Annotated in this window: 11 protein-coding genes; 9 read left to right on the top strand and 2 right to left on the bottom strand. The window is 70.3% G+C overall.

Translation table 11 applies throughout. The annotated features are described in order from the left end of the window. Positions 1 to 122 precede the first annotated feature (122 nt). Together CQ034_RS14950 and CQ034_RS14945 are read right to left on the bottom strand one after the other, a co-directional pair. Positions 123 to 593, bottom strand: coding sequence for a VanZ family protein (locus tag CQ034_RS14950; RefSeq protein WP_105711657.1), 471 nt, complete (start codon positions 591 to 593; stop codon positions 123 to 125). Between the two features lie 35 nt (positions 594 to 628). Further along, positions 629 to 1,573 carry a Ppx/GppA phosphatase family protein gene (locus CQ034_RS14945; protein WP_105711656.1) on the bottom strand — a complete coding sequence of 315 codons (945 nt, stop codon included), beginning with the start codon at positions 1,571 to 1,573 and terminating at the stop codon, positions 629 to 631. Between the two features lie 147 nt (positions 1,574 to 1,720). On the opposite strand from CQ034_RS14945, the gene CQ034_RS14940 reads away from it, so the two are divergent. The 9 genes from CQ034_RS14940 to CQ034_RS14895 all read left to right on the top strand — a co-directional run bounded on the left by CQ034_RS14940 (position 1,721) and on the right by CQ034_RS14895 (position 12,020). Next, on the top strand, positions 1,721 to 3,208 hold the full coding sequence (locus CQ034_RS14940; protein WP_105711655.1) for a dicarboxylate/amino acid:cation symporter: 1,488 nt from the start codon (positions 1,721 to 1,723) through the stop codon (positions 3,206 to 3,208). Next, positions 3,205 to 4,080: a fibronectin type III domain-containing protein gene (locus CQ034_RS19610; protein ID WP_181156335.1), complete on the top strand. Its 876-nt coding sequence runs from the start codon at positions 3,205 to 3,207 to the stop codon at positions 4,078 to 4,080. The genes CQ034_RS14940 and CQ034_RS19610 overlap by 4 nt, the downstream gene beginning before the upstream one ends. 40 nt (positions 4,081 to 4,120) lie before the next feature. Continuing rightward, entirely contained in the window at positions 4,121 to 6,220 is a 2,100-nt protein-coding gene (locus tag CQ034_RS14925; RefSeq protein ID WP_105711652.1) for a fibronectin type III domain-containing protein, read from the top strand. Positions 6,221 to 6,305: 85 nt separating this feature from the next. Next, a complete protein-coding gene (coaA, locus tag CQ034_RS14920) occupies positions 6,306 to 7,259 on the top strand; it encodes a type I pantothenate kinase (protein ID WP_091035079.1) in 954 nt (317 codons plus the stop codon). A 63-nt stretch (positions 7,260 to 7,322) separates the two neighbouring features. Then, the gene (gene glmS / locus CQ034_RS14915) at positions 7,323 to 9,170 is read left to right on the top strand and encodes a glutamine--fructose-6-phosphate transaminase (isomerizing) (RefSeq protein WP_029261111.1); all 1,848 of its coding nucleotides are present in this window, start codon (positions 7,323 to 7,325) and stop codon (positions 9,168 to 9,170) included. A gap of 93 nt (positions 9,171 to 9,263) precedes the next feature. Continuing rightward, on the top strand, positions 9,264 to 9,623 hold the full coding sequence (locus tag CQ034_RS14910) for a holo-ACP synthase (protein ID WP_029261110.1): 360 nt from the start codon (positions 9,264 to 9,266) through the stop codon (positions 9,621 to 9,623). Then, the gene (gene alr, locus CQ034_RS14905) at positions 9,620 to 10,726 is read left to right on the top strand and encodes an alanine racemase (RefSeq protein WP_105711651.1); all 1,107 of its coding nucleotides are present in this window, start codon (positions 9,620 to 9,622) and stop codon (positions 10,724 to 10,726) included. The genes CQ034_RS14910 and alr overlap by 4 nt, the downstream gene beginning before the upstream one ends. Beyond that, the gene (gene tsaE, locus CQ034_RS14900; protein ID WP_029261108.1) at positions 10,723 to 11,220 is read left to right on the top strand and encodes a tRNA (adenosine(37)-N6)-threonylcarbamoyltransferase complex ATPase subunit type 1 TsaE; all 498 of its coding nucleotides are present in this window, start codon (positions 10,723 to 10,725) and stop codon (positions 11,218 to 11,220) included. The genes alr and tsaE overlap by 4 nt, the downstream gene beginning before the upstream one ends. Continuing rightward, positions 11,217 to 12,020 (top strand): response regulator transcription factor, encoded by an 804-nt coding sequence (locus CQ034_RS14895; protein ID WP_105711650.1) that lies wholly within the window; start codon positions 11,217 to 11,219, stop codon positions 12,018 to 12,020. The genes tsaE and CQ034_RS14895 overlap by 4 nt, the downstream gene beginning before the upstream one ends. The last annotated feature ends 77 nt before the right edge of the window (positions 12,021 to 12,097 follow it).

Genomic DNA, 12,097 nt, shown 5'->3' with positions numbered 1-12,097 from the left:
CGTGGGGGCGGATGCGGGGGCGACGGGTGCGGACGGCGCTTCCGGGGCGGTGGCGGAGTTCTGTCGTTCGCGCCATTCCCGGCGGCTCATGCCGGCCGGCGGACCATCGTCGTGCTGCGGGTTCACGCCACCAGCCTAGGGCTCCGTGCAGGCCGCGACGGCAGCATCAGGATGAGCAGCACCGCGATCACGCCACCCGCGAGACTTCCGAGACTGTTGGCGATCACATCGGAGATCGTGGGGTAGCGCGAGGGCATGAGCCCCTGGACCGACTCGATCAGCCCGCTCATCAGGGCGCCGATCAGCACCACCTGCCACAGCCGCAGACGCGACCAGGCGAACGGCAGCAGGAACCCCACCGGGACGAAGAGGGCGACGTTCGCCAGGAACTCGAACACCACGGCGCTCTGGTAGTAGGGAGCGATGCCGGCGTCGGACACCCATCGAGCCATGACGCCGACGAGACCGGTGACCTTCGCCGAGACGTTCGCCGGCAGCCACACCGTGAAGCCGATGAAGAGCAGGTAGCCGACGAGTGCGACCCGTGCCGTCGCAGCCCCGGCGCGGACGGGAGCAGCGGTGGCGGAGGACATCCCGTCATGGTAGCCGCGGCGCCTCGGCGCGACTCTCAGCTTCGGGCGTCGCTCCAGCTCAGCTGCTCGATGTAGCGCAGCAGCACGCCCTCACGCAGCGCCCACGGCGACACCTCGAGCTCCTCCACCTTCAGCGCCGTCATCGCGGCATGCAGCGACACCGCCGCGGCCACGATCTGGAACGTGCGATCCGGGGTGATGCCGGGGAGCTCCTGCCGGGCCGACGCGGGTAGCCGCGCCAGCCGAGGGATCCACGAGCCGAGCGAGGCCCGGGGGAGCAGCATCCGCTCGGTCCCCGACCACCCGGGCGCCGGGTAGCCGACCAGCCGTGCCAGCGAGCGGATGGCCTTCGATGAACCGACGACGTGGTCAGGCCGGGGCAGCGCGGCGAACTGCGGCAGGACCGTGGCGAGCGTCGCGGCGGCGTGGGTGCGCAGCTTCTCGACATCGGCCTCGCCGGGCGGGTCGTTCGGCAGGAACTGCACGGTCATGCGTCCGGCACCGAGGGGGACGGATGCCGCGGCATCGGGCATCTCCTCCGCGCCCGCGGCGATCTCCAGCGAGCCCCCGCCGATGTCGAGGAGCAGCAGCTGCCCCGCCGACCATCCGACCCAGCGGCGCACGGCGAGGAACGTCAGCTCGGCCTCGGTCTCGCCGTCGAGCACCTGCAGCGGCTGCCCGAGAGCCGCCTCGATGCGCGCGATCACGTCGGCTCCGTTGCGCGCATCGCGCACCGCACTCGTGGCCGTCGCGAGCAGCGCATCCACGCGTTCGGTCTCGGCGACGCGACGGGCCTGGGCGACCGCGGCCTCGAGCGCGACCACGCCCTCTTCCGAGATCGCGCCGTCGGGCGTGAGGTAGCGCATGAGGCGCAGCACCGTCCTGTCGCTCGTCGTCGCGAGCGGACGTCCACCGGGGCGGACGTCGGCCGCCAGCATGTGGACGGTGTTGGATCCGATGTCGAGGACTCCCAGGCGCACGGGAAGAGACTACTCGCGCCCGGAGCCGCCATCGCGCTCGTATCGTACGGCCGACCTCGGGAACAGGGCGCCGACACGGTTCGTCACACATGGCAACAGATCGACCCGCCCGAAAGGCGACTCACAGCAGATCGATAATCTCGCGCCATGCCCGATAGCGCCGTCCTCCTGCCCATCGCAGCGCTCACCGTCACCCTCGTCGCGTTCGTCGGCATCGCGTTGCTCCGTCGCCGCGGCGCGGGATTCACCTCGCTCGTCCTGATCGCCCTGGGCGTCGGCATCGGGATCGGCATCGGGTTCCGTGACGGCCTCGAGTACGTCGCCGTGCTGGGCGACCTCTACGTGCAGGTGATCACGGCGATCGTGGCTCCACTGATCTTCATCTCGATCCTGTCCAGCGTCACGTCGCTGGGATCGGCCGTGAAACTGCGCACGATCGGGTTGTCGAGCGCCTTCTGGCTGCTCCTCACCAACGCGATCGCCATCGTGCTCACCCTCGCCATCGCGCTGAGCGTCGGACTCGGACAGGGAGTGCAGCTCGATCTTCAGGAGGGCAGCGGCGACACGCTCACCGGGCTGATCAAACCGCTCGACGAGGTGCTGCTCGGGCTCTTCCCCTCGAACATCGCCGGCGACTTCGTCGGCAACAACATCACCGGCATCATCCTGTTCGCCCTGCTCTTCGCCGTCGCCTACCTGGTCGCCAACCGGACAGACGACCCGAACCTGCGCTCGTTCAAGAGCATGATCGACGGCACCAAGAAGGTCATCATGACCGCGGTGGGCTTCATCATCGAGCTCACTCCGTATGCGGTCCTCGCCCTCGTCGCCACAACGACGGCCACCGCCGTCACGCGCATCGAGACCGTGCTGGCGCTGGCGCTCGTTCTGGTGCTGGCGCTCGGGATCGCGTTCATCGACGCCTACGTCGTGAACGGCGTGCTGCTGCGGGTCTTCGCCGACGTGAACCCGATCCGGTGGTTCCGCCTCCTCACACCCGCCCAGTACACGGCGTTCACGACCCAGTCGAGTGTGGGAACGCTTCCGCTGACCATCCCCACCCTCACCCGCAAGGTCGGCGTGCCCGAGGACGTGGCCGCGTTCACCGCCCCGATCGGCACGACCATCGGGATGCCGGGGTGCGCGGGTATCTGGCCGATCATCGTCGCGGTCTTCTCGATCAACGCCCTCGGCATCGAGTACTCGGTGTGGGACTACGTCACCCTCGCGCTCGTCTGCCTGCTGGTATCGATCGGCACCGCCGGGGTCCCGGGCACCGCCATCATCACCGCGACCGCGGTGCTCAGCGCCTCCGGCCTTCCCATCGAGGTGCTGGTCGTCCTCATCCCGATCAGCGCGGTCGCCGGCACCGCATCGACGATGGCCAACGTCACCGCGGCGGCGACGGCTGCGACCATCGTCGCCCGCCGCCTGGGCGTGCTCGACGATGCCGTCTTCCGCGGCGAGCGGCCGCCCATCGAGGCCTCGGCGGAGCCCGCATCGCGGCGGGAGCGTCGACGTGCGCAGACCGGCCCGACACCCGTCGTCTCCGACCTCGGCATCCCCGCCGACCTCCCCCTCGGGCAGTGCGAGCTGCCCGCTGCCCGTCCGATCCACGAGAGAGTCTCCCGATGAAATCCGTCCGCCGTTCCCGAGTGCTGTCCGCCCTCGCGGTCTCCGCCGCCTTCCTGCTCGCCCCGATCGCGATCCCGACCGCCGCGCACGCCGCGGGCGACGTCTGCGACCTGTGCTCGATCAACTTCGACCTGGGAGCCTGCGAGGGCCTCGGCGGCTACCCCTACGACTCCACGGTGGAGGCACCCCCGGCGGCGGTCTCCGGCGGCGGCGGCGGCGCGCCCAAGCCCGCGCCGGCTCCCGCTCCCGCGCCCAAGCCGGCCCCGGCCCCCGCTCCGGCGCCCAAGCCCGCGCAGCCACCCGCGACGGGCAACGACCGGCCGGCGGCCGGTACGTCGAACTCCACGACCACGAACACGAACACGAGCACGACCCCGGAGAAGGCGGCGGTCGCGGCCACGGTTCCGACGGCTCCGACCGGCCTTTCCCACGAGATCGACGGAACGACGCTCTCCCTCGCCTGGACGGCTCCGGCCGACGGCGGCTCCGCGCTCACCGGCTACAAGCTGGTCCTGAACGAGGGCACGCCGATCGCCCTTCCGGCAGATGCCACCGAGTACGAGATCGAACTCGGCGAGGGCACCTACGACCTCACGCTGATCGCGACGAACGCCGTGGGCGACTCGCCGGCATCCGAGTCGATCGCGGGCGTCGAGATCGCCGGCGAGGAGACGGAGACGGCGGAGACCCCTGCGACCGTCACAGCCGAAGCGCCCGTGGAAGCCGGGATCCCCCTGGCGGCGCCGCTGACGCTCGGCGGCATCGTCGTCGTCGCCGGCGGGCTGCTCACCTGGTGGTGGCTGCGTCGTCGCTCCAGCGCGACAGCGACCGTCCCGGCCGCGGCATCCGACGACGGCACCCCCATCCTCTGACCCGATCACGCACACGCACCGAGAACAGGAAACCTTCATCATGTCCAGAACAGCACGAGGCAGACGTCTCGCTGCGGGGTCCGTCATCGCGGCGCTCGTCGCGGGCGGAGCCGCGGGTCTCACGGCCCTCCCGGCAGCAGCCGCCCCGGTCCCCACCCCGACGTTCGACTACTTCGCCGACACCATCCCGGGCCTCCGCGCCGGCTCGGTCTTCGAGTCCGTGACGTTCGAGCGGTTCGAGAGCCTCCTCAACAGCGACGGCACCTACGCGTTCCTCCTCGGCGGTCCGAGCGATCCGACCACCGTCGCCACCGCGGCGCAGATCGACCAGGTCGCTCAGCAGTACGGCGTCGACGCCATCTACGCGTTCGATCCGCTGCTGGACGGTGCCTCCGTCGACATCCGGACCTTCGTCACCGGGGTCACCGGCGAGGCCGCTGGCGCGCTCTACACGCGCCTCGTCGACGGATACCTGAACAAGGACACGACCCCCGAGTTCGGGGCGGGCACCGACCCCTACCTCTTCGTGTATGACGGCGACCGCCGCGTCGAGGGCGTCGAGGACCGCATCGTCGCGTCGCTCGGCGGCAGCGAGGACACCACCTCGGCGGCGACGGACGGGTACCGCCAGAAGGTGGCATCGGTGTTCGACGCCGTCGCGGTGAACGGCCAGGCGACACTGGACACCCAGTCGCAGTACGAGTTCTTCTCGACCGCGGTCAACTCCCGCCACCGCGCGGCGTACAGCACCAACCTCACCGCGTACGGCGAGACCATCTTCACGGACGCCGACGCCGATGACTTCGTGCTGCAGTCGATCACGTACCCCGAGCTCGTGGACCTGCTCGAGTCCGACGGGGAGCACACGATCCTGTTCGGCGGCACCTGGTGCCACAACACCCGCGCCGTGATCCGCGACGTGAACCACAAGGCCGCGGAGTCCGGCGTGCAGACCGTATACGTGTTCGACCTGCGCCTCGACGGCTGGAGCGGGGCGAATGCTCACATCCGTGACTCCAACTCGTCGATCGCGCACCTCTACGGTGACCTGGTGCAGAAGCACCTCCCGAACCTCCAGACCCAGTACGTCCTGAACGGCAGCGCCGGCCAGCGGGTCGAGTACCACCCGGGCGGCGACACCGCGGCGGAGAAGGTCGCGGCCCGCAAGCTGCAGGTTCCGTACCTCTTCGACTACGACGGCTCCGACACGGCTGCCCCCATCACGAAGAACTGGATCCAGGACAACGGCGAGGCGGGCTTCCGCGAGTACATGACCGAATGGTGGTGGATCTCCGACCTGCAGGGCCCCGCGAAGCGGCCGAATCAGACCGATGAGCAGTACGAGGCCGGTCGCCTCGCGAACCTCGCGTTCGCCGATGAGGCGCTCGCGAAGCTCGATCAGTTCTTCGGACTCGGGGTCGAGCCCGTGGTGACCGCTCCCGCGGCGCCGTCGGCTCCGACGGTGACCGCTGTGGGCGATGCCGTCACGGTCAGCTGGGCCGCCCCGGCATCCGACGGCGGATCGCCGCTCACCGGATACTCCGTCACGCTCGGTGCCACCACCGTCGAGATCGCGGCGGGCGTCGCCAGCCACACCTTCACCGGGGTCCCGGTCGGCACCCACACGGCGTCGGTGACGGCGCGGAACGAGATCGGGAGCTCGCTGGCTTCCGCCACCGCCTCCGTCACCGTGGGCGGCGACCAGCCCGGCGGCGGTGAGCCGGGCAGCGGCGAGGGGGAGCTTCCCGCAACGGGTGACGCCTCGGTCACCGTGACGGGCGATCTGCGCCCCGGCGGCGAGATCAGGGTGCAAGGAGAAGGGGTCGACCCCGACTCCGACGCCGTGCGCATCGAGCTGCACTCCACGCCCACGGTGCTCGGCAGCACGACCGCCGCGGCCGACGGCACGTTCGCGCTGAACGCCACGATCCCGGCATCCGTCCCGGCTGGTGGCCACGCGGTCGTCGTGTTCGTCGACGGCGTCGAGGTGGCTCGCACCTCCGTGACGCTGGGCGCATCGGGGCTGGCCAACACGGGAGCTGATGCCGGGCTGCTGATCGCCGGCGGCGTGACCGCCCTGGTCCTGCTCGGTGCCGGCGGTCTGCTGGTGGCTCGCCGTCGAGCGGCGTCGGCATCCTGACGCACGCACGACGCATCCGGACGCCCCTTCCCTCCCGCGGGGGAAGGGGCGTCCGGCGCATCCCGCGGTCGAGCGCGCGGATACGATGTACTCCGTGACCACCGTCGACCCCACGCTGCCGCTGTCGCCCTATCGGGAGATCGGCCGCGCGGAATGGGCCCGGCTCGCAGCCGGACTCGAGCAGCCCCTCACCGAGACCGAGGTCGTGGAGCTGCGCGGCATCGGTGACCGGCTCTCCCTCACCGAGGTGCGCGAGGTCTACCTGCCGCTGAGCCGCCTGCTCAGCCTCTACGCGACCGCCACCAAGCGTCTGGGGGCGGCCACGTCGTCGTTCCTCCAGGAGGACGACACGACCACCCCGTTCGTCGTCGGCGTCGCCGGATCGGTCGCGGTCGGCAAGTCGACCATCGCGCGCCTGCTGCGCGAGCTCATGAGCCGTTGGCCCGGCACTCCGCGCGTCGAGCTGGTGACCACCGACGGCTTCCTTTACCCGAACGCCGAACTCGAGCGCCGCGGGATCATGGACCGCAAGGGCTTCCCGGAGTCGTACGACCGCCGCGCGCTGATCGAGTTCCTCACGAACGTGAAGAGCGGCGCGACCGAGGTGCGCGCTCCCTTCTATTCGCACATGCGCTACGACATCGTGCCCGACGCCAACGTCGTCGTCCGTCGTCCCGATGTGGTCATCGTCGAGGGCCTCAATGTCCTGCAGCCGCCGCCCGCGCCGAACGACGTCGCCGTGAGTGACCTCTTCGACTTCTCGATCTTCGTCGACGCGGACACCTCGCACATCGAGAAGTGGTACGTCGACCGCTTCCTCGCCCTCCGCCAGGCCGCGTTCGCCAACCCGTCGTCCTACTTCAACGTGTTCGCGCACCTCACGGACGAGGAGGCGATCACCACGGCACTCGGATATTGGAATGAGATCAACATGCCCAACCTCGTCGAGAACGTGATGCCGACGCGGCACCGTGCGCGACTGGTGCTGCGCAAGGGCGCGGATCACGACGTGGAGACCGTGCTGCTGCGCAAACTCTGAGCGCCGTTCGGGGCGGGAGAATGTACGGACGACTCGCAAAAAACCCGCCTTACTCTTGATCCCATGTGTGGAATCGTCGGATACGTGGGCCCGCGCCCCAGCCAGGACATCCTTCTCGCCGGTCTTGCCCGCCTCGAGTACCGCGGCTATGACTCCGCGGGCGTCGCCGTGATCGACGGGGACGGTTCGCTCGGCATGCGCAAGAAGGCGGGCAAGCTCGCCATGCTGCGCGACTCGCTCGCCGACGCGCCGCTGCCCGACGGGTCGACCGGCATCGGTCACACCCGCTGGGCGACGCACGGTGGACCGACCGACGTCAACGCGCACCCGCACCTGGCCGACGACGACAAGCTCGCCGTGATCCACAACGGCATCATCGAGAACTTCTCGGCCCTGCGGGAGGAGCTGCTCGCCGATGGCGTGGTGTTCCGCAGCGAGACCGACACCGAGGTCGCGGCGGCCCTGCTCGGGCGTGAGTACGCGGGCAACGGCGGCAACCTGCAGCTGGCCTTCCGCAGCGTCGTGAACCGTCTCGAGGGCGCGTTCACCCTGCTGGCGATGCACCAGGACCACCCCGGTCTCGTGGTCGGCGCCCGCCGCAACTCCCCGCTCGTGATCGGACTCGGCGAGGGTGAGAACTTCCTCGGCTCCGATGTCGCCGCCTTCATCGAATACACCCGCAAGGCGCTGTCGATCGGACAGGACCAGATCGTCTCGATCACGCCGGAGGCCGTCACGGTCACCGACTTCGCCGGCACGCCCGTCGAGGCCGAGCCGTTCGACGTATCGTGGGATGCCGCCGCCGCCGAGAAGGGCGGATGGTCGAGCTTCATGGCCAAGGAGGTCTCGGAGCAGCCCGAGGCCGTCGCGAACACGATCCGCGGACGCATCCAGGACGGCCAGGTCGTCATCCCCGAGCTCGACGGACTCGACGAGCTGTTCGTCGGCATCAACCGTGTCATCATCACCGCCTGCGGCACGGCGTCGTATGCGGCGCTCGTCGGCAAGTACGCGATCGAGCAGTGGGCACGCGTCGCGGTCGACGTGGAGCTCGCGCACGAGTTCCGCTACCGCGACCCGGTGATCGGCGCCGACACTCTCGTCGTCTCGATCAGCCAGTCCGGCGAGACCATGGACACGCTGATGGCCGTGAAGTACGCCCGCGAGCGCGGCGCACGCACGCTGTCGGTCTGCAACACGCAGGGCGCCACGATTCCCCGCGAGTCGGATGCCGTCGTCTACACCCACGCCGGCCCCGAGGTCGCCGTCGCGTCGACCAAGGCGTTCTCGGCGCAGATCACCGCGCTGCTGCTGCTCGGCCTGCACATGGGCCGTGTGCGCGGAGCGATCGCCGACGCGTCGACCGACGTCGCCGAGCTCGCAGCTCTCCCGGAGAAGATCGCGAAGGTCCTCGAGAGCGAGCAGGAGCACGTGACGCAGCTCGCCGGCTGGATGGCCGACACCCGCTCGGTGCTGTTCCTCGGTCGCCACGTGGGCTACCCGATCGCGCTCGAGGGCGCGCTCAAGCTCAAGGAGATCTCGTACATCCACGCCGAGGGCTTCGCCGCCGGCGAGCTCAAGCACGGGCCGATCGCGCTCATCGAGCCGGGACAGCCGGTGTTCGTGCTGGTGCCGTCGCCGCGTCACTCCGCGCTCGTGCACTCGAAGGTCGTCTCGAACATCCAGGAGATCCGCGCCCGCGGTGCCCGGGTGATCGTGATCGCCGAAGAGGGCGACGCGGCCGTGCTGCCGTTCGCCGACGAGGTCATCCACATCCCGCTGGCCGGTGCGATGTTCGAGCCGCTGCTCGCCGTCGTCCCGCTGCAGATCTTCGCGATGGCACTCGCCACCGCCAAGGGACTCGACGTCGACCAGCCCCGCAACCTCGCGAAGTCGGTCACGGTCGAGTAGTCCCGTCTTCACGTCGCACGAATGGCCTTGTTTCCACGGAGACGAGGCCATTCGCACGATTCCGATGCGACGCATGCTCGCTAGGCTGAACGGGTGATCATCGGCACCGGCATCGACCTCGTGGACATCCCGCGATTCGAACGGACGATGACCCGAACGCCCCGCCTCAGGGAGCGGCTCTTCGCCCCCTCCGAGCGCACGCTGCGCCTTCCCTCGCTCGCCGCGAGATACGCCGCCAAAGAGGCGCTCATCAAGGCGCTGGGCGGTTCAGACGGCGTGCACTGGACCGAGATCGAGATCGCCTCCGAGCCGTCGGGACGCCCGCACTTCGTCCTCACCGGTTCGACCGCCGCGGTCGTCGAGGAGCGCGGCATCCGTACTCTGCATCTGACCCTCACCCATGACGCCGGCCTGGCCGCGGCGTTCGTCGTCGCCGAAGGAGCCCCGCTGTGACCGTCCCCTTCCGCGAGGCGTCCATCGATCTCGACGCGATCGCCGACAACGTGCGGCACCTCCGCCGACTCACCGGCGTCGAGGTCATCGCCGTCGTCAAGGCCAACGCCTACGGGCACGGCGCCGCAGCCACCGCTGTAGCCGCGCTCTCGGCTGGCGCCACGCGCCTCGGCGTCGCCGAGATCCCCGAGGCGCTCGAACTGCGCAGGCAGGGCGTGCACGCGCCCCTCATGGCGTGGCTGCACGCGCCGGGGGAGAGGTTCGAGCACGCGGCCGCGCAGGACATCGAGCTCGGCATCTCCTCGTTCGACCAGCTCGAAGCGGCTGCCGCGGCGGCCACGGTCGACCGCCCGGTGGGCGTGCACCTGAAGTTCGAGACCGGGCTGTCACGCAACGGCATCGCCCCGGCCGACTGGGGGCGTGTGCTCGCCGAGGCCGCGCGCCTCGAACGCATCGGACGGCTGCGCATCGTCGGGCTGTTCAGCCACCTCTCGAACACCTCGGCAGACGACGACAGGGCCGCGCTCGCGAAGTTCGAGGAAGGTGTCGCCGCGGCCGCATCCTTCGGCATCCACCCGGAGATCCGCCACATCGCCGCCACGGCCGCCGCCATCGACCTGCCCGAGATGCGACTCGACGCCGTGCGCATCGGGGTCGGCCTGTTCGGCCTGTCCCCCTTCGACGACCGCAGTTCCGCCGAACTCGGGCTGCGACCCGCCATGACCCTCCGCGGAGCGATCGCCGCCGTGCGCAGAGTGCCGGCGGGCACGGGCGTCTCGTACGGCTACGACCACCGCACCGACCGGGACACGACGCTGGTCCTCGTGCCGCTCGGATACGCCGACGGTGTGCCGCGGAATGCCTCGGGGCGACTCCCCGTCTCGATCGCCGGACGCCGCTTCGTGAACGTCGGGCGGATCGCGATGGATCAGTTCGTCGTCGACGTCGGCGACACCCCGGTCTCGATCGGCGACGAGGTCGTGCTCTTCGGCGACCCCACGCTCGGGGTACCCTCCGCCGCCGATTGGGCTGCGGCGGCCGACACCATCAACTACGAGATCGTCACGCGCATCGGTCCCCGCGTCCCCCGGCGGGCATCATGAGCGTCGACCCGGCCTTCCTCGGCCGGCGGGAGATCGCGACGACCGAGGCGATGGAGCAGCTGGGCCTCCGCATCGGCGAGCAGCTGGAGGCGGGCGACCTGCTCATCCTCACCGGCCCTCTCGGCGCCGGGAAGACCACCTTCACCCGCGGCCTCGCCGAGGGGCTCGGGGTGCGCGGACCCGTGCAGAGTCCGACCTTCGTGATCGCGCGCACGCATCCGTCGCTCACCGGCCGGGCTCCGCTCGTGCACGTCGACGCCTACCGCCTGGGCTCCGCTGCGGAGCTCGACGACCTCGACCTGGACCTGGAGCATTCGGTGGTCGTGATCGAGTGGGGACGCGGCATGGCCGAAGAGCTCGCCGATTCGTGGTGGGACATCGAGCTCGAGCGGCCGGTCGGCGCCTCCGACCTCGACCCCGCAGAGCTCGACCCCGCAGAGCTCGACGCCGACGCTCCGCGGATCGTCACGATCGTGCGCGAGGGCATCACGTGACGGCGGCTGTGCGCCCGCCGCTCGTCGCCGTCATCATCGAAGACGACCCGGGTGTGCGCTCGCTCCTGGACGAGGTGTTCCTCGCCGCCGGTTTCGAGACCCACCTCGCCGGTTCCGGGCCGGAGGGCATCGCCGCGATCGAGGAACACCAGCCGGTGATCACGACCCTCGACATCAACCTCCCCGGCATCGACGGGTTCGAGGTCGCTCGACGCATCCGTCGGGTGAGCGACACGTTCATCATCATGCTGTCCGCGCTCTCCGACGAGTCGGACGTGGTCCTCGGGCTCACCTCCGGTGCGGACGAGTACCTCGTGAAGCCGTTCCGGCCCCGAGAGCTGCGCGCGCGGATCGAGGCGCTCCTCCGACGCCCCCGGATCGTCGACACGCGCCCGGACCCGACGCCGGCCCCGGCCGTCGTGCACGAGCCGGGGACGGAAGGCGCCACCGTCTTGACCTGGCGGGGCCTGGTGCACCGCGACCTCAGCGTCGACCTGGACACGCGGCTCGTGCTGATCGGGCAGAAGCGGATCGACCTCACACCCACGGAGTTCGACCTGCTCGCCGCCATCCTCGAAGCGAAGCTCCGGGTGCGCAGCAAAGCGGACCTCGCGCGCGGGCTGCGCGGCGCTCCCGACGGCTCCACCGACTACGTGAGCGAGCCGGACAAGCGCGCGATCGAGACGCACATCGCGAATCTGCGGCGCAAGCTCGGCGACAGCTCTGCGCGACCGCGCTACATCGAGACAGTCCGCGGCGTGGGCTATCGCCTCGCTCCCGCCGATGACACGGCGACCTGACTGGGGCGGGGCCGCGGCTCCCCAGCCGCGGCCCCGGTGCCTGCGAATCCCCATTCGCGTGGCCCCAGCGTCTGCGT

Origin of the sequence: Microbacterium sp. MYb45 (assembly GCF_002979655.1) — a bacterium.
In the GTDB taxonomy this organism is placed as follows: Bacteria; Actinomycetota; Actinomycetes; order Actinomycetales; family Microbacteriaceae; genus Microbacterium.
Note: the sequence above shows the minus strand (reverse complement) of the source record. Positions and strands in the feature narration are given on the sequence as shown.